This is a genomic window from Streptomyces sp. R-74717, assembly GCF_047305335.1.
GTDB lineage: Bacteria > Actinomycetota > Actinomycetes > Streptomycetales > Streptomycetaceae > Streptomyces > Streptomyces atratus.
This window is the reverse complement of sequence record NZ_CP102361.1, coordinates 6,371,945-6,388,936: the sequence shown is the minus strand read 5'-3', so window position 1 is coordinate 6,388,936 and position 16,992 is coordinate 6,371,945. Positions and strand designations below refer to the sequence as shown.

General features: G+C 69.7%; 14 protein-coding genes and 1 pseudogene. 13 read left to right on the top strand and 2 right to left on the bottom strand.

Features of this window, described 5'->3' with window-relative positions:
- The first annotated feature begins 6 nt into the window (after positions 1-6).
- From NRF20_RS29310 to NRF20_RS29300, 3 genes are read left to right on the top strand one after another with little or no spacing between them, the layout of a single operon-like run.
- Complete coding sequence (locus tag NRF20_RS29310; protein ID WP_398628961.1) at positions 7-2,094, top strand: acetyl-CoA carboxylase biotin carboxylase subunit; 2,088 nt, start codon at positions 7-9, stop codon at positions 2,092-2,094.
- Positions 2,091-3,029: a hydroxymethylglutaryl-CoA lyase gene (locus tag NRF20_RS29305; RefSeq protein WP_398628857.1), complete on the top strand. Its 939-nt coding sequence runs from the start codon at positions 2,091-2,093 to the stop codon at positions 3,027-3,029. Before NRF20_RS29310 ends, NRF20_RS29305 begins: the two co-directional genes overlap by 4 nt.
- A 29-nt stretch (positions 3,030-3,058) precedes the next feature.
- A complete protein-coding gene (locus NRF20_RS29300; protein WP_398628858.1) occupies positions 3,059-4,225 on the top strand; it encodes an acyl-CoA dehydrogenase family protein in 1,167 nt (388 codons plus the stop codon).
- A gap of 29 nt (positions 4,226-4,254) precedes the next feature.
- Here the strand turns inward: NRF20_RS29300 and NRF20_RS29295 are convergent, their stop codons facing one another.
- The gene (locus NRF20_RS29295) at positions 4,255-4,452 is read right to left on the bottom strand and encodes a hypothetical protein (RefSeq protein WP_398628859.1); all 198 of its coding nucleotides are present in this window, start codon (positions 4,450-4,452) and stop codon (positions 4,255-4,257) included.
- Positions 4,453-4,586: 134 nt separating this feature from the next.
- Here NRF20_RS29295 and NRF20_RS29290 point away from each other — a divergent pair, with 134 nt between their 5' ends.
- From NRF20_RS29290 to NRF20_RS29260, 7 genes and pseudogenes are all read left to right on the top strand, one after another.
- Positions 4,587-5,228, top strand: a complete 642-nt coding sequence (locus NRF20_RS29290; RefSeq protein WP_398628860.1) for a GNAT family N-acetyltransferase — start codon at positions 4,587-4,589, stop codon at positions 5,226-5,228.
- A complete protein-coding gene (locus NRF20_RS29285) occupies positions 5,225-5,584 on the top strand; it encodes a hypothetical protein (protein WP_398628861.1) in 360 nt (119 codons plus the stop codon). The genes NRF20_RS29290 and NRF20_RS29285 overlap by 4 nt, the downstream gene beginning before the upstream one ends.
- Before the next feature lie 109 nt (positions 5,585-5,693).
- On the top strand, positions 5,694-6,545 hold the full coding sequence (locus tag NRF20_RS29280; protein WP_398628862.1) for a siderophore-interacting protein: 852 nt from the start codon (positions 5,694-5,696) through the stop codon (positions 6,543-6,545).
- Between the two features lie 231 nt (positions 6,546-6,776).
- Complete coding sequence (locus NRF20_RS29275; protein ID WP_398628863.1) at positions 6,777-8,225, top strand: pyridoxal phosphate-dependent decarboxylase family protein; 1,449 nt, start codon at positions 6,777-6,779, stop codon at positions 8,223-8,225.
- Entirely contained in the window at positions 8,209-9,486 is a 1,278-nt protein-coding gene (locus tag NRF20_RS29270; RefSeq protein WP_413753592.1) for a lysine N(6)-hydroxylase/L-ornithine N(5)-oxygenase family protein, read from the top strand. The genes NRF20_RS29275 and NRF20_RS29270 overlap by 17 nt, the downstream gene beginning before the upstream one ends.
- Positions 9,483-9,938: pseudogene (locus NRF20_RS29265) on the top strand (GNAT family N-acetyltransferase); the annotation flags it as partial. The gene NRF20_RS29270 and the pseudogene NRF20_RS29265, both read left to right, overlap by 4 nt.
- Positions 9,939-10,028: 90 nt before the next feature.
- Positions 10,029-11,807 carry an IucA/IucC family protein gene (locus NRF20_RS29260; RefSeq protein ID WP_413754621.1) on the top strand — a complete coding sequence of 593 codons (1,779 nt, stop codon included), beginning with the start codon at positions 10,029-10,031 and terminating at the stop codon, positions 11,805-11,807.
- Positions 11,808-11,893: 86 nt separating this feature from the next.
- Here NRF20_RS29260 and NRF20_RS29255 read toward each other — a convergent pair whose 3' ends face one another.
- Positions 11,894-13,528 carry a beta-N-acetylhexosaminidase gene (locus NRF20_RS29255; RefSeq protein ID WP_413753591.1) on the bottom strand — a complete coding sequence of 545 codons (1,635 nt, stop codon included), beginning with the start codon at positions 13,526-13,528 and terminating at the stop codon, positions 11,894-11,896.
- Positions 13,529-13,662: 134 nt separating this feature from the next.
- Here NRF20_RS29255 and NRF20_RS29250 point away from each other — a divergent pair, with 134 nt between their 5' ends.
- The 3 genes from NRF20_RS29250 (at position 13,663) to glmS (ending at position 16,871) form a co-directional block, all read left to right on the top strand.
- Positions 13,663-14,601, top strand: coding sequence for a DUF4429 domain-containing protein (locus NRF20_RS29250; RefSeq protein WP_398628866.1), 939 nt, complete (start codon positions 13,663-13,665; stop codon positions 14,599-14,601).
- 121 nt (positions 14,602-14,722) lie between these two features.
- A complete protein-coding gene (locus tag NRF20_RS29245; protein ID WP_398628867.1) occupies positions 14,723-14,998 on the top strand; it encodes a hypothetical protein in 276 nt (91 codons plus the stop codon).
- A gap of 43 nt (positions 14,999-15,041) precedes the next feature.
- Positions 15,042-16,871: a glutamine--fructose-6-phosphate transaminase (isomerizing) gene (gene glmS / locus NRF20_RS29240; protein ID WP_398628868.1), complete on the top strand. Its 1,830-nt coding sequence runs from the start codon at positions 15,042-15,044 to the stop codon at positions 16,869-16,871.
- Positions 16,872-16,992 lie beyond the last annotated feature (121 nt).

Below are 16,992 nucleotides of genomic sequence, written 5' to 3'. Positions count from 1 at the left end.
ATGACGATGTTCGACACCGTTCTTGTCGCCAACCGCGGCGAGATCGCGGTACGTGTCATCCGTACGCTGCGCGAACTCGGCGTCCGTTCGGTCGCCGTCTTCAGCGACGCGGACGCGGAGGCCCGGCATGTACGGGAGGCCGACACAGCGGTACGGATCGGGCCCGCGCCCGCCTCGATGAGCTATCTGAGCGTGCCCGCGCTGCTGGACGCGGCCCGCCGTACCGGCGCACAGGCCGTCCACCCCGGGTACGGATTCCTCGCCGAGAACGCGGGCTTCGCGCGGGCGTGCGCGGAGGCGGGGCTGGCCTTCATCGGTCCGCCCGCCCAGGCCATCTCACTGATGGGCGACAAGATCCGGGCCAAGGAGACGGTCGCGGCGGCCGGGGTCCCGGTGGTGCCGGGCTCGTCCGGGAGCGGGCTCACCGATGCCCAGCTGGACACCGCAGCCCGCGAGATCGGTACGCCCGTACTGCTGAAGCCCTCGGCGGGCGGCGGCGGCAAGGGCATGCGGCTGGTACGCGACGTGGCGCTGCTCGCGGACGAGATCGCGGCCGCCCGGCGCGAGGCACGGGCCTCGTTCGGCGACGACACGCTGCTCGTGGAGCGGTGGATCGACCGGCCCCGGCACATCGAGATCCAGGTGCTGGCGGACGCCCACGGCAACGTGGTCCACCTCGGTGAGCGCGAGTGCTCGCTCCAGCGCCGCCACCAGAAGATCATCGAGGAGGCGCCGTCCGTCCTGCTCGACGAGGAGACCCGGGCGGCGATGGGCGAGGCGGCCGTCCAGGCGGCCCGCAGTTGCGGATATGTGGGCGCGGGCACGGTGGAGTTCATCGTCCCGGGCAACGACCCCGCCTCGTACTACTTCATGGAGATGAACACCCGCCTCCAGGTCGAACACCCCGTCACCGAGCTGATCACCGGCCTGGACCTGGTGGAGTGGCAGCTGAGGGTCGCGGCGGGCGAGCAACTCCCTTACGAGCAGCAGGACATAAAGCTCACCGGCCATGCGATCGAGGCCCGGATCTGTGCGGAGGACCCGTTCCGCGGCTTCCTGCCGTCCGGCGGCACGGTGCTCGCGCTGCACGAGCCGCAGGGCAACGGCGTACGGACGGACTCCGGGCTCGGCACGGGTGGCGAGGTCGGCAGCCTGTACGACCCGATGCTGTCGAAGGTCATCGCGTACGGCCCCGACCGCGCCGCCGCCCTGCGCCGGCTGCGTGCGGCGCTCGCGGACACGGTGATCCTCGGCGTCTCGACGAACGCCGGCTTCCTGCGCCGGCTGCTCGCCCACCCGGCGGTGGTGGCGGGCGATCTGGACACCGGTCTGGTGGAGCGCGAGGTGGCCGGGCTGGTGCCGGAGGGGGTGCCGGAGGAGGTGTACGCGGCGGCGGCGCTGCTGCGGCAGCCCTCCCCGGTGAGCGCCTCCCCCGTGGACGGCTCCGGCTGGGTGGACCCGTTCTCCGTGGCGAGCGGCTGGCGGCTGGGCGGCACCCCGGCCCGGACGGTGCGCCACTTCCGGCTGCCGGGCCACGAGCCGGTGCAGGTGTCACTGCGCTCCTGCCCGGCGGGCACCGAGCTGACGTTCGGCCATGTCGGGGAGGGCGCACAGCCGCCGGAGCCCGCGACGGGCGCCTGCGGCCCGCTGGCCCCGATGCCCGGCGGCAAGGAGACGGCCAGGCTGATCGAACTGTCCCCGCATCACCTCACGCTCGAACTCGCCGGTGTCACCCACACGTTCACCCATGCCGCGTCCCCGGAGGGGACCTGGCTGGGCCACGACGGCGACACCTGGCACGTACAGGATCACGATCCCGTTCAGGCGTCGCTGGCCGGCGCCTCCCGTTCCGGGGCGGACACGCTCGCCGCGCCCATGCCCGGGACCGTCACCGTCGTGAAGGTGGCGGTCGGGGACGAGGTCGTGGCCGGTCAGAGCCTGCTCGTCGTCGAGGCCATGAAGATGGAACACGTCATCTCCGCCCCGCACGCCGGGACCGTGACCGAGCTGGATGTCACCGCCGGCGCCACGGTCGCCATGGACCAGATCCTGGCCGTGGTGACCCCCGCCGAAAATCCCGGGGAGGACGCATGACACCCCGCACCCTGCCCATGACCGTGCCCGCCCAGGATCTGCCCCCACGGGTACGCATCCACGAGGTCGGCGCCCGCGACGGGCTGCAGAACGAGAAGGCCGTCGTACCGACCGAGGTGAAGGCGGAGTTCATCCACCGTCTGGCCGCGTCGGGCCTGACCAGCATCGAGGCGACCAGCTTCGTGCACCCGAAGTGGGTGCCCCAACTGGCCGACGCGGAGGACCTGTTCCCCCGCCTCGACGACATCGAGGGCGTCGCCCTGCCCGTACTCGTACCGAACGAACGCGGCCTGGACCGGGCCCTGGCGCTCGGCGCCCGCCGCATCGCCGTGTTCGGCTCGGCGACCGAGACGTTCGCCGCCCGCAATCTCAACCGCACCATCGATGAGTCGCTCGCCATGTTCGAGCCGGTCGTCGCCCGGGCCAAGGCCGACAAGGTGCATGTCCGCGGCTATCTGTCGATGTGCTTCGGCGACCCGTGGGAGGGGCCCGTCCCCGTCCACCAGGTCGTCCGCGTGGCCAAGGCACTGATGGACCTCGGCTGCGACGAACTCTCCCTGGGCGACACCATCGGCGTCGCCACGCCCGGCCATGTGCAGGACCTGCTCTCCGAGCTGAACGAGGAGGGCGTGCGCACCGACGCCATCGGCGTGCACTTCCACGACACGTACGGCCAGGCCCTCTCCAACACCCTCGCCGCGCTCCAGCACGGTGTGACCACCGTGGACGCCTCCGCGGGCGGCCTCGGCGGCTGCCCGTACGCGAAGAGCGCGACCGGAAATCTCGCCACCGAAGACCTCGTGTGGATGCTCGACGGCCTCGGCATCGAAACCGGGGTCGACCTCGACGCGCTCACCGCCACCAGCGTGTGGCTCGCCGAACAACTGGGCCGTCCCAGCCCGTCCCGTACCGTCCGCGCGCTCTCGGTTCGATAAACACAGTCCCACAAGGAGTGACACCCACCATGTCCCTGGACCACCGGCTGACCGCCGAGCACGAGGAACTGCGTCGCACCGTCGAGGAGTTCGCGCACGATGTGGTCGCCCCGAAGATCGGCGACTTCTACGAGCGTCATGAGTTCCCGTACGAGATCGTGCGCGAGATGGGACGGATGGGGCTGTTCGGGCTGCCGTTCCCGGAGGAGTACGGCGGGATGGGCGGCGACTATCTCGCGCTCGGGATCGCCCTGGAGGAACTGGCCCGGGTCGACTCGTCCGTGGCGATCACGCTGGAGGCCGGGGTCTCGCTCGGCGCGATGCCGGTCTACCACTTCGGTACGGAGGAGCAGAAGCAGCAGTGGCTGCCGAAGCTCTGCTCGGGCGAGGCGCTCGGCGCGTTCGGCCTGACCGAGCCGGACGCCGGCTCGGACGCGGGCGGCACCCGCACGACGGCGGTGCGCGACGAGGCCACGGGCGAGTGGGTGATCAACGGCTCCAAGTGCTTCATCACCAACTCCGGTACGGACATCACGGAACTGGTCACGGTCACGGCGGTGACCGGCCACAAGGAGAACGGCGCCCCGCTCATCTCCTCGATCATCGTGCCGTCCGGCACCCCCGGCTTCACGGTCGCCGCCCCGTACTCCAAGGTCGGCTGGAACGCCTCGGACACCCGCGAACTGTCCTTCGCCGACGTCCGCGTACCCCTGGCGAACCTGCTGGGAGAGGAGGGCCGCGGCTACGCCCAGTTCCTGCGCATCCTGGACGAGGGCCGGATCGCCATCGCCGCCCTGTCCACGGGCCTGGCGCAGGGCTGCGTGGACGAGTCGGTGAAGTACGCCAAGGAGCGCCAGGCCTTCGGCAGGCCGATCGGCGCCAACCAGGCCATCCAGTTCAAGATCGCGGACATGGAGATGCGGGCCCACATGGCCCGCATCGGCTGGCGCGACGCGGCGTCGCGCCTGGTGGCGGGCGAACCCTTCAAGAAGGAGGCCGCGATCGCGAAGCTGTACTCGTCGACGGTCGCGGTGGACAACGCCCGCGAGGCGACCCAGATCCACGGCGGCTACGGCTTCATGAACGAGTACCCGGTGGCCAGGATGTGGCGCGACTCCAAGATCCTGGAGATCGGCGAGGGCACGAGCGAGGTGCAGCGGATGCTGATCGCGAGGGAGCTCGGGCTGCCGGCCTGACGGCCACCGGGCATGGGCCGGGTGGACGATCAGCTCGTCGCGCCCGGCCACTCCTCGCGAAGCAATCCGAACAGCACGGTGCCGTACCGCTTGCCCGCCACCAGCACGGCGGCCCGGCGTCGGCCCTCCTCGCGGAAGCCCGCCGTCATTCCGCGGAAGGTAACGGCCAGGCCGTCCAGCGCGGCGTCGAGGCGAAGTCGTGCGGGGTGCGGGGCGGGCTGTGTCATGGGCGTTCGCCTTCGGGGCTCCGGGGGCTCGCGCCGGCCGAAGATTGGCACCTTACCGGGCCGGGCCGACCATCGCAGAGGGGCGGGGCTCAATTCGTTCGACAGTGCGCGGGCCCGGGCGGCAGAGTCCGTACATGAAGCCGCAGCACTGGCCCCTGTACGGGCTCCGCCTCCGCACGCCGCGCCTGGAACTCCGTCTGCCGGACCTGGAGTTGCTGGACGACCTCGCGTCGGTCGCTGCGGACGGGGTGCACTCGCCGGCCGAGATGCCGTTCACGGTTCCCTGGACCGACGCGTCGCCCGCCGAGTGCGGCAAGGCCGTGTTCCAGCATGTGCTGGCCACCGTCGCCAACTGGTCCGTACGGGACTGGGCACTGAGCCTCGCCGTGCTGCACGAGGGCAAGGTGGTCGGACGGCAGGACGTGATGGCGAAGGACTTCGCCGTGACCCGTGAGGTCAGCACCGGCTCGTGGCTGGGTCTGGCCCATCAGGGCGGGGGCATCGGCACCGAGATGCGGGCCGCCGCCCTGCATCTCGCCTTCGCCGGACTCGGGGCCCGGACCGCGGTCTCGGCCGCCATGACCGACAACCCGCGCTCGCTGGGCGTCTCGCGCCGGCTCGGCTATCTGCCGGACGGACTGGAGGTCGCCGCGGTACGGGGTGCGCCCGTCACTCTGCAGCGGCTGCGGCTGGACCGGGCACGCTGGGAGGCGTACCGGGCCGTCGAAGTGACGGTCGAGGGGCTCGACGGCTGCCGGGAGGAATTCGGGGCATGACGCTGACGGTGCATACGTTCATCTACGACGAGGAGTGCCGGTCGCATCTCCTCGACGACCCCGAGGACGGCAGCAACATGGCCGGGACCGAGGTCTGCCGGACCACGCTGTGGGCATCAAAGGCCGCATGGGCGCTCGGCGCCCGGTTCTTCCCTGAGCTGGCCACCGGCAATCTGCACGTGGAGCCGGAGGACATCGACGACTTCCTCGAAGAGTGCGAGCTGCTGCACCGCAACGCCGCAACGCTGGCCGGAAGCGGTGGCGACCGGCGGGACTACGTGACGGCCCGGCTGGCCAACATCACCGCCGCGGCCCTGCGGGCCCGGGCCGTGGGCGGCGGGGTCCTCGTCTGGTGAGCGGCCCGGGGGCACCCTCGAATATTCAATGAGGTTAGGCTAACCTTCCTTCGAACATACCGGCGGCCGGTTCCCGGCTTCGCTTCCTGTTCCTGGGAGGACCCCCCGCATGACGACGTCCGTCGCACCCCCCATCGCCCCCTTCCGGTTCTTCGGCCTGACCGTCCTGCGGACCCGGCGACTCGGGCCCTCCATGCTCCGGGTCACCTTCGGCGGCCCGGGACTCGACGGCTTCGCCGCCGGAGGACGCGACCAGAGCCTGTCACTGTTCCTGCCGCACCCCGGCCAGCCGGAACCAGTCGTTCCGGTCGATGACGACGGCAATTGGTTCGCCGCCTGGCGTGCCCTTCCGGACAACGTACGGGCCGTCATGCGCTCGTACACCGTGCGCACCCAGCGCCGCACACCCGACGGGGCGACCGAGGTCGACATCGACTTCGCGCTGCACGAGGACGGCGGGCCCGCCTGCCGCTGGGCCGCCGCCGCCTCCCCCGGCGATCCGCTCAAGGCACTGGGTCCGGCCGTCGAGGACAACACCGCCGTCCGCTTCCGCCCTCCGCAGGACACCGACTGGGTGCTGATCTGGGCCGACGAGACCGCACTGCCCGCCGCATCCGCCGCCCTGGAGTGGCTGCCGGCCGGCATGAAGGCCCGGGTCTGGCTGGAGGTCCAGCACACCGAGGACCGCCAGGCCCTCAACACCGCGGCCAAGGCCCGGATCACCTGGCTCGTACGGGGCGAAGGCGCACCCGCCGGCCTGGAGGCCGTTCGGGCGGCCGAGTTGCCCGAGGGGACGCCGTACGTCTGGATCGCGGGCGAGTCGTCACAGGTGCGGGCACTGCGCCGCCATCTCGTGCAGGAGCGCCGATTCGACCGCAGGCGCGTGACGTTCGTCGGGTACTGGCGTCGCGGGATGAGCGAGGAGCAGCTGCGCGAGGCGGCGGCCACCGCGGACGCGTAGCGGGCAGGCGGCAGGGTGCGGACCGCGCGCCGCGCACCCCGAACTCCCCGTCCGCAGACCGGAAGCGGCCACCCCGTACGCGTAAATCGGACAACCTCTGCGCCCCCCGGAGGCGAGGAACAACTCGACGTGAAGTTAGGTTAGGCTACCCTTACTTCAACATCGAGCCCTCGCCTTTTCCTTCTGCCCTGAGGGCCGATGAAGTTTCCCCGCATCCGGGAGGACCCCTTCATGCGTTCGCACCTGCTCAACGACACGACCGCGGAGCATTACCGGCGCTCCGTGACCGCAGGAGTCGAACGGGTCGCAGCCAAACTCGCGGCCGCAGACCGGCCGTTCACCGGAATCTCCGTCGACGAGCTCACTCCCGTCGTTGACGCGATCGATCTGGACCGGCCGCTGGGCGATGCGTCCGCCGCCCTCGACGAGCTCGACGGCGTCTATCTCCGTGACGCCGTCTACTTCCACCACCCCCGCTACCTGGGCCACCTCAACTGCCCGGTCGTCATCCCCGCCGTCCTCGGCGAAGCCGTGCTCTCGGCCGTCAACTCCTCCCTGGACACCTGGGACCAGAGCGCCGGCGGCACCCTGATCGAGCGCCGCCTGATCGACTGGACCGCGGCCCGGATCGGCCTCGGACCGGCCGCGGACGGCATCTTCACCAGCGGCGGCACACAGTCCAATCTGCAGGCCCTGCTGCTCGCCCGGGAAGAGGCCAAGACGCCGCCGCACCACTTCACCCGGCTGCGCATCCTCACCTCCGAATGCAGCCACTTCAGTGTCCAGAAGTCGGCGAAACTCCTCGGTCTGGGACCGGACTCGGTCATCGCCGTCCCCGTCGACCACAACAAGCGCATGCAGACCGTGGCGCTTGCCCGCGCCCTGGAGCAGTGCGTCGCCGAGGGCGCCGTACCGATGGCCGTCGTCGCCACCGCGGGCACCACCGACTTCGGTTCCATCGACCCGCTGCCCGAAATCGCCGCGCTCTGCCGGCAGTTCTCCACCTGGCTGCATGTCGACGCCGCGTACGGCTGCGGTCTGCTGGCCTCCCGTGAGCGCCGCCACCTCCTCGACGGCATCGAGCACGCCGACTCGGTCACCGTGGACTACCACAAGTCCTTCTTCCAGCCGGTGAGTTCCTCGGCCGTGCTGGTCCGGGACCGGGCGACGCTGCGCCACGCCACGTACCACGCCGAGTACCTCAACCCGCAGCGAATGGCCGCCGAACGCATCCCCAACCAGGTGGACAAGTCGCTGCAGACCACCCGCAGATTCGACGCCCTGAAACTGTGGATGACGCTGCGTGTCATGGGCGCCGACGGCATCGGCGAGCTCTTCGACGAGGTCTGCGACCTGGCCGCCGAGGGCTGGCGGCTGCTCGCCGCCGACCCGCGATTCGACGTCGTCGTCGAGCCCCGACTGTCCACGCTGGTGTTCCGCTACATCCCGTCCGGCGTCACCGCGCCCACCGAGATCGACCGGGCCAATCTCCATGCCCGCAAGGCGCTCTTCGCCTCCGGCGAGGCCGTCGTCGCCGGTACGGAGGTCGGCGGCCGCCAGTACCTGAAGTTCACCCTGCTCAACCCCGAAACGACCGCGCAGGACATCGCCGCGGTACTCGACCTGATCTCCGGCCACGCCGAGCAGTACCTGGGAGACTCCCTTGACCGCGCTTCCTGAACCCCACGACTTCATCGGTATCGGGCTCGGCCCGTTCAATCTCGGGCTCGCCTGCCTGACCGAGCCGATCGACGAGCTGAACGGGGTGTTCCTGGAGTCCAAGCCGGACTTCGAATGGCACTCCGGGATGTTCCTCGAAGGGGCCCATCTCCAGACGCCGTTCATGTCGGACCTGGTCACGATGGCCGACCCGACCTCGCCGTACTCCTTCCTGAACTATCTGAAGGAACGCGGGCGGCTGTACTCCTTCTACATCCGGGAGAACTTCTACCCGCTGCGAACCGAGTACAACGACTACTGCCGCTGGGCCGCCGCCAAACTGAGCAGCATCCGCTTCGACGAGACCGTCGAATCGGTCACGTACGACGGGGGCACCGCGCTCTACACCGTCCGCACCGTCACCGGCAGCCTCTTCCGGACCCCACGGCTGGTGCTCGGCACCGGCACTCCCCCGTACATCCCGGATGCCTGCCAGGGCCTGGGCGGCGAATATCTGCACAACTCCCGTTACCTGGAAGGGAAAGCGGCTCTCCAGGCGAGGGAGTCCATCACCCTCGTCGGCAGTGGGCAGAGCGCGGCCGAGATCTATTACGACCTGCTCTCCGAGATCGATGCGCACGGCTACCGGCTGAACTGGGTGACGCGCTCGCCGCGTTTCTTCCCGCTGGAGTACACCAAGCTGACGCTGGAAATGACCTCCCCGGAGTACATCGACTACTTCCACGCGCTGCCCGAGGAGACCCGCTACCGGCTGGAGTCCGGGCAGAAGGGCCTCTTCAAGGGCATCGACGGAGAGCTGATCGACGCGATCTTCGATCTGCTCTACCAGAAGAACCTGCCCGGTCCCGTCCCGACCCGTCTCCTAACCAACTCCTCGCTGAACAGCGTGAGTTACGAGGAGAGCAGCGGTACGTACACGCTGGGGCTGCACCAGGAGGAGCAGGGCAAGGACTACACCCTCACCACCGAGGGCCTGATCCTCGCCACCGGCTACCGCTACCGCCCACCCGCGTTCCTCGAGGACATCCACGACCGGCTGCGCTGGGACAGCGGCGGCCGCTTCGACGTGGCCCGCAACTACTCCATCGACACCACCGGGCACGGCGTCTTCCTGCAGAACGCGGGCACGCACACCCACTCGGTCACCTCACCCGACCTGGGCATGGGTGCCTACCGCAACGCGTACATCATCGGCGAACTGCTCGGCCGTGAGTACTACCCGGTCGAGAAGTCCATCGCCTTCCAGGAGTTCGCCGTATGACCACTGACCTCAGCACCTTCACCACCCGCCCGCTGGACCCGCTCGCCGACGCCGAACTGGTGCACGGCTGGGTCACCCACCCCAAGGCATCCTTCTGGCTGATGGGCGACGCGAGACTCCAGGACGTCGAACGGGAGTACATGGCGATCGCCGCCCACCCGCACCACGACGCCTTCATCGGGCTGTACGACGGGGAGCCCGCCTTCCTGATGGAGCGGTACGACCCCACCGAGGTCGAGCTCAAGGGGCTGTACGACGCCGAGCCCGGCGACATCGGGATGCACTTCCTGGTCGCCCCGACCGACACCCCGCTGCACGGCTTCACGCTCGGTGTGATCACCGCCGTGATGGAGGCGATGTTCGCCGACCCGTCCGTACGCCGGGTCGTCGTCGAACCCGATGTACGCAACAGCGCGGTGCACGCCCTCAACAAGGCGGTCGGCTTCGAAGTGCTGGGCGAGATAGCCAAGCCGGAGAAGAACGCCCTGCTCAGCGCCTGCACACGGGAACAGTTCGCCGCGGCGACCGGGGGGTGGTGTCTGATGTCCCCCGCCATCGACAGCGTCGCCCATCTCACCCCTGAGCGCTGGGCCACCGCCAACCGGCTGCTGATCCGCAAGGCGCTCGCCGAGTTCAGCCACGAGCGGCTGCTGACCCCCGCACCGCTCGGCGACGACCGCTACTCGGTGCGCAGCGACGACGCGGCGACCGAGTACCGCTTCAGCGCGCGGATCTACGCCCTCGACCACTGGCAGGTCGAGGCCGACTCGATCACCCGCCACCGGCACGGTTCGCAACTGCCGCTGGAAGCGTGCGAGTTCTTCGTCGAGCTGCGCTCCACGCTCGGCCTCTCGGCGGAGGTCCTCCCGGTCTACCTGGAGGAGATCTCCTCCACTCTGGCCGGCACCGCGTACAAGCTGACCAAGCCGCCCGTCACCTCCGCCGAGCTGGTCCGTGCCGGGTTCCAGGCGATCGAGACCGGCATGACCGAGGGCCACCCCTGCTTCGTCGCCAACAACGGGCGGCTCGGCTTCGGTGTGGACGAGTACCGGGCGTACGCCCCCGAGGCGGCAGCCGGGATCCGTCTGGTCTGGCTCGCCGCCCGCCGCGACCGCGCCACCTTCACCGCGGGCACCGGCCTCGACTACGGGACGCTGATCGCAGGCGAGCTGGGCGAGGAGACCCTGACCCGGTTCGCGGCCACGATGACCGGGCTCGGGCTCGACCTCGACGACTACCTGCTGATCCCCGCCCACCCCTGGCAGTGGTGGAACAAGCTGGCCGTCACCTTCGCCGGGGAGCTCGCACAGCAACATCTCGTCTGCCTGGGCGAAGGCGACGACGTGTACCTGGCACAGCAGTCCATCCGTACCTTCTTCAACACCAGCAACCCGGACCGCCATTACGTCAAAACGGCACTGTCCGTCCTCAACATGGGCTTCATGCGTGGGCTCTCCGCCGCGTACATGGAGGCCACCCCCGCGATCAACGACTGGCTGGCCGAGCTGATCGAGCGCGACGAACTGCTGCGCGAGGCCCGCTTCTCGATCATCCGGGAGCGGGCGGCCATCGGCTACCACCACCGGACGTACGAGGCGGCCACCGCCAAGGGCTCCCCGTACCTGAAAATGCTCGCCGCGCTGTGGCGGGAGAGCCCGGTCCCCGGCCTGGCCCCCGGCGAGCGGGTCGCGACCATGGCCTCGCTGCTGCACACCGACCACGAGGGCAACTCCGTCGCCGGTGCGCTGATCGCCGAGTCGGGGCTGGATCCCGCGGTGTGGCTGCGCCACTACCTGGACGCGTACCTGGTGCCGGTGCTGCACAGCTTCTACGCGTACGACCTGGTGTTCATGCCGCACGGCGAGAACGTCATCCTGGTCGTCGAGGACGGGGTCGTACGGCGCACGGTCTTCAAGGACATCGCCGAGGAGATCGCGGTCATGGACCCGGACGCGGTGCTGCCGCCGAAGGTCGAGCGGATCCGCGCCGAGGTTCCCGAGGACATGAAACTGCTCTCGGTCCTCACCGATGTCTTCGACTGCTTCCTGCGCTTCCTGGGCGGGGGGCTGGCGAGCGAGGGCGTACTCGACGAGGAGACGTTCTGGCGGACGGTCGCCCAATGCGTCACCGGGTACCAGGAGTCGGCGCCGTTTCTCGCCGAGAAGTTCAAGCAGTACGACATGTTCGCGGAGGAGTTCGCGCTGTCCTGCCTGAACCGGCTGCAGCTGCGGAACAACAAGCAGATGGTCGATCTGACCGATCCGTCGGGGGCTCTGCAGCTGATCGGCACCCTGAAGAACCCGATCGCCGGACAGGCATGAAACCGGGCCCGTCCGGCGACTGAGGACAACTGCCGAGCCCGTCCGGCGATCGAGAGAACAACGGTCGCCGGACGGCCCCGGTCACCTCACCGGTCGGCCCAGGGAACCTGCGGCGCCCGGTAGTAGTTGACGCCGAGCGCCGAGAGCCTCGGCCCCTGCGCACCCAGCCGCACCTTGTACGCGTCCCAGTCGTGCGTGGACGCGGGCGACCATCCCAGCTCCGCCACCCCGGGCAGCCTGGGGAACGCCATCTGTTCGATCTCGTCGCTGTTGGTCAGGGTCTCCGACCAGAGCGGCGCCTCGACGCCGAGGACCGAACCCTCCGGGGCACCGTCCAGGTACGTCGCCGGGTTCCAGTCGTACGAGCGCTGGACGGAGACGTAACCGGCCCAGGCCAGACCCAGCTTGGTGTCCTTGTCGTACTTCATGTCGAGGTAGCTCCGGTCGGCCGGGGACAGCACCAGCTTCGTGCCGTTCACCGCGGCGTCCGCCACCTGCTTGCGCTCGGCCGCGCCCGTCCGGTCGTAACCCCAGTACTGGGCGACCGCGCCCTTCACGGGCGTGCCCCCGGTCAGCTGGTGCCAGCCGATCACGGTCTTGCCGTACTTGCCGACGATGGCCTGCGCCTTGTCCATGAAGGCCACATAGTCCTCGTGGCTGGTGGAGTGCGCCTCGTCGCCGCCGATGTGGAGGTACTTTCCGGGGGTGAGCGCGGCCAGCTCACGGACCACGTCGTCCACGAAGTCGTACGTGACGGCCTTCGGGACGCAGAGCGAGCTGAAGCCGACATTGGTGCCGGTGTAGAGCGGCGGCGCGACGCCGTTGCAGTTCAGCTCCGCGTACGAGGCGAGGGCCGCGTTGGTGTGGCCGGGCAGGTCGATCTCCGGCACCACCTCCAGATAGCGGGAGGAGGCGTACCGCACGATCTCCTTGTAGTCGCCCTTCGTGTAGTAGCCGCCGGCTCCCCCGCCCACCTCCGTCTGCCCGCCGTACGTGGCGAGCCGCGGCCAGGAGTCGATGGCGATCCGCCAGCCCTGGTCGTCGGAGAGATGAAGATGGAGCTTGTTCATCTTGTAGAGGGCGAGCTGGTCGATGTAGCGCTTGACCTCGGCGACGGAGAAGAAGTGCCGGGAGACGTCCAGCATCGCGCTCCGGTACTCGTAGCGCGGCGCGTCCTTGACCGTGCCGCCCGCGACCTTCCACGGGCCCTTCTGACGGCTGTTCTTCTCCACGTCGGCCGGGAGCAGCTGACGCAGCGTCTGGACGCCGTGGAAGAGCCCTGCCGGGCCGCGCGCCGTGATCGTGACGGAGCCGCGGCTCGACTTCAGGGTGTAGCCCTCGGCACCCGACGCGCTGTCGTGGGAGTCGATCCGGAGCCGGATACCGTCGCCGCCGCGACCGGTGACCGGAAGGGCGTAACCGGTGGACGGACGCAGCACGCCCGCCAGATAGTCGCCGATCTTCCGGGCCTCGCGGGAGCCGTCCTCGACGCGGATCCTGGTGTCCGTGGTGATGGTGTACGGAGAGCCGCCGGGCTTCGCCTCGGCGGGGGCGGGCACTATCTGCCCGAGCGGACGGGGCGCGGCGGCAGTGGCCGGGCCGCTGCCGACCGCCTGTCCTCCCGGCGCAGCGCCGACACTGGAGATGCCGGCCGCTGTGACGAGCAGCAGCGAGCCGAGAAGACGGGGAAAGGCGGTGCGCTGTGTCCTGTGCAGTCTCACAAGCCGGGTCCCTTTCGACGGGTTCACACCTGTGGATCTCCTGAGCAACGAGCCATCACCATGCGTATCGCCTGTCCCACGCACGGTCAAGGTGTAGACCACTTCCCCGTTATGGGGCTGAGAGAATCTGCCCCATGACAGAAATAATCCAGCGCGACGGCACGTGGACCTTCGACGGCGAGACGGTACGGATCGTGCCCGGCCGGGGGAAGGGTATTCATCCGCTCCGGCAGGAGCTGGGTGAGTGCGTGGTCCCGCTCCGAGCGCTGGCGGGCATCGCCTTCGAACCGGACCGCAAGGGCGGCCGGCTTCGGCTGAGGCTGCGCGACGGCGCCTGTCCGGTCCTGCGCGCTGCGGACGGCAGGCTCAAGGACGCCGCGGATCCATACCAGCTGACGGTGGAAAAGGACCGGAGTGGAGCAGCGGAGTACTTCGTCGGCGAGGTGCGCAGCGCTCTGCTGATCGAGCAGGTGCCCACCGGGCCGGTGGGCGGCTTTCTGTTGCCGGGGCCCGCGGTGCCGGTCGCCGGGGGCGGCGGGGACGGCACGGCCTCGTTCGACGGAGAGGTCATCCGCCTCACCTGGAACTGGAAGGCCAAGGAGGTCAAGAGCTCGGGTGGCCCGGTCGCCTTCCCGGTGTCGGAGGTGACCGGGGTGCACTGGTTGCCCGCCATCGGTCTGGAGAACGGGCATCTGCGCTTCGTGCGGGGCAGGGGCGGGGACATGGGCACGGGTCCGGCTCCGGCTCCGGCTCCGGCGGCCGAGTTCGATCCGTACTCGCTGGATCTGTGGGGGCTGTCCAAGAAGGAGTACACGGCGGTACTGGTCGCGGCGGCGGTACTGGTCCGGCTGCCGGGTGCGGCGGGGGCGGAGACAGTGGACGCCGCCGAAGGCGCTCGGCCCGCACGGATCCCGGCCCCGGCCGCACCAGCGGCACCCGTCCCCGCACCGCCCGCCGACGATCACGATGCGCTGCTGCGCCGGCTGCGCGAGCTCGGCGAGCTGCATCGGGCCGGGATTCTCACCGACGACGAGTTCACCGCCGCCAAGCAGGCCGTCCTGAAGCGTCTCTGAGCGCGTCCCCATGCCCTCCTTGACCACCTCCAGGCCCACCCGAGAGCACAATCACACCCACTCCTGCCCGATATCGGGCAGAATTGTTGCGTAAGCGCCCCGTCCACCGCAATATCAACGAGTGCTCGAACGCCGCCCGTCGCATGACGACCTCATTGATCACCTGGTGCGCAGCACCGCGCTCCAGCGCGGTGAAGCCGCCCGGGTGGTTCTCGACGTGCTGGCGTACTTCGACGAGACGACCGACGACTTCGTCCGCCGCCGCCACCGCGAACTGCAGTCCGGCGGCCTGGTGAACACGGAGATCTTCGAGCGGATCGCGGCCGAGCTGCCGCACCGGGCGGTCGCGCCGCCGGAGCTCTCGCTCCGCCAGCTGCGCCGCATCGTCTACGGCTGAGCAACGGGCACCACAGGTACGTCGATGGAGGGGCAGAGACTTTATGTGCGGAATCGTCGGATATATCGGGAAGCGTGATGTGGCTCCGCTGCTGCTGGAAGGGCTGCAGCGGCTGGAGTACCGGGGTTACGACTCCGCAGGCATCGTCATCACCGGCAAGGCGTCGGCCGGGAAGCCCGCCGCCCTGAAGATGGTCAAGGCGAAGGGCCGGGTCCGCGAGCTCGAGGCCCGTGTTCCCAAGCGTTTCACCGGCACCACCGGTATAGCCCACACCCGCTGGGCCACCCACGGCGCCCCGAGCGACGAGAACGCGCACCCCCACCTGGACGCCGACAACAAGGTCGCCGTCGTCCACAACGGCATCATCGACAACGCCTCCGAGCTCCGTGCGAAGCTCGTCGCCGACGGTATCGTCTTCCTCTCCGAGACCGACACCGAGGTGCTGGTCCACCTGATCGCCCGCGCCCAGGCCAAGACCCTGGAGGAGAAGGTCCGCGAGGCGCTGCGGTCGGTCGAGGGCACGTACGGCATCGCCGTCATGCACGCCGACTTCAACGACCGCATCGTGGTCGCCCGCAACGGTTCCCCGGTCGTGCTCGGCATCGGCGAGAAGGAGATGTTCGTCGCCTCCGACGTCGCCGCGCTGGTGGCCCACACCCGCCAGGTCGTCACCCTCGACGACGGCGAGATGGCCACCCTCAAGGCCGACGACTTCCGTACGTACACGACGGAGGGCTCGTCCACGACGGCCACGCCTACCACCGTGGAGTGGGAGGCCGAGTCGTACGACATGGGTGGCCACGACACGTACATGCACAAGGAGATCTCCGAGCAGGCGGACGCCGTCGACCGGGTGCTCCGCGGCCGGATCGACGACCGTTTCTCCACCGTGCACCTCGGCGGTCTCAACCTGGACGCCCGCGAGGCGCGCGGGGTCCGCCGCATCAAGATCCTGGGCTGCGGCACCTCGTACCACGCGGGCCAGATCGGCGCGCAGCTGATCGAGGAGCTGGCCCGTATCCCCGCGGACGCCGAGCCCGCCTCCGAGTTCCGCTACCGCAACCCGGTCGTCGACCCCGACACCCTGTACGTCGCGGTCTCCCAGTCCGGTGAGACGTACGACGTGCTGGCCGCCGTCCAGGAGCTCAAGCGCAAGGGCGCCCGGGTGCTCGGTGTGGTCAACGTGGTGGGTTCGGCGATCGCCCGGGAGGCCGACGGCGGTACGTACGTCCACGCCGGCCCCGAGGTCTGTGTCGTCTCCACCAAGTGCTTCACGAACACGGTCGTCGCGTTCGCGCTGCTCGCCCTGCACCTGGGCCGGATCCGGGATCTGTCGGTCGCCGACGGCAAGCGGATCATCGAGGGGCTGCGCAGGCTGCCCGCCCAGATCAGCGAGATCCTGGCGAACGAGGACGAGATCAAGAAGCTGGCGGCGGAGTATGCGGACGCCAAGTCGATGATGTTCATCGGCCGGGTGCGCGGCTACCCCGTCGCCCGTGAGGCCTCGCTGAAGCTCAAGGAGGTCTCGTACATCCACGCGGAGGCGTACCCCGCCTCCGAGCTGAAGCACGGGCCGCTGGCGCTGATCGAGCCCTCGATGCCGACGGTCGCGATCGTGCCGGACGACGATCTGCTGGAGAAGAACCGCGCCGCGATGGAGGAGATCAAGGCCCGCAGCGGCCGCATCCTCGCCGTCGCGCACCAGGTGCAGGAGAAGGCCGACCACACCATCGTCGTACCGAAGAACGAGAACGAGCTGGACCCGATCCTGATGGGCATCCCGCTCCAGCTCTTCGCGTACCACACGGCGCTGGCCATGGGCCGTGACATCGACAAGCCGCGCAACCTGGCGAAGTCCGTCACCGTCGAGTAGGCATCCCTGCACGGGCTGCGCCCGGAGCAGAGCGGCCCCGTACCCACCGCCACCGCGGGTACGGGGCCGCTCCCGTCGGGGCCGGTGCCTCTGCCCTTTGCCGCACCGGCCCGGTCGCTGC

Excerpts from the sequence above, each read along its gene's own strand:
- NRF20_RS29310 (WP_398628961.1), top strand. The coding sequence starts at position 7 with ATGTTCGACACCGTTCTTGTCGCCAACCGCGGCGAGATCGCGGTACGT.
- NRF20_RS29305 (WP_398628857.1), top strand. The coding sequence starts at position 2,091 with ATGACACCCCGCACCCTGCCCATGACCGTGCCCGCCCAGGATCTGCCC.
- NRF20_RS29300 (WP_398628858.1), top strand. The coding sequence starts at position 3,059 with ATGTCCCTGGACCACCGGCTGACCGCCGAGCACGAGGAACTGCGTCGC.
- NRF20_RS29295 (WP_398628859.1), bottom strand. The coding sequence starts at position 4,452 with ATGACACAGCCCGCCCCGCACCCCGCACGACTTCGCCTCGACGCCGCG.
- NRF20_RS29290 (WP_398628860.1), top strand. The coding sequence starts at position 4,587 with ATGAAGCCGCAGCACTGGCCCCTGTACGGGCTCCGCCTCCGCACGCCG.
- NRF20_RS29285 (WP_398628861.1), top strand. The coding sequence starts at position 5,225 with ATGACGCTGACGGTGCATACGTTCATCTACGACGAGGAGTGCCGGTCG.
- NRF20_RS29280 (WP_398628862.1), top strand. The coding sequence starts at position 5,694 with ATGACGACGTCCGTCGCACCCCCCATCGCCCCCTTCCGGTTCTTCGGC.
- NRF20_RS29275 (WP_398628863.1), top strand. The coding sequence starts at position 6,777 with ATGCGTTCGCACCTGCTCAACGACACGACCGCGGAGCATTACCGGCGC.
- NRF20_RS29260 (WP_413754621.1), top strand. The coding sequence starts at position 10,029 with ATGTCCCCCGCCATCGACAGCGTCGCCCATCTCACCCCTGAGCGCTGG.
- NRF20_RS29250 (WP_398628866.1), top strand. The coding sequence starts at position 13,663 with ATGACAGAAATAATCCAGCGCGACGGCACGTGGACCTTCGACGGCGAG.
- glmS (WP_398628868.1), top strand. The coding sequence starts at position 15,042 with ATGTGCGGAATCGTCGGATATATCGGGAAGCGTGATGTGGCTCCGCTG.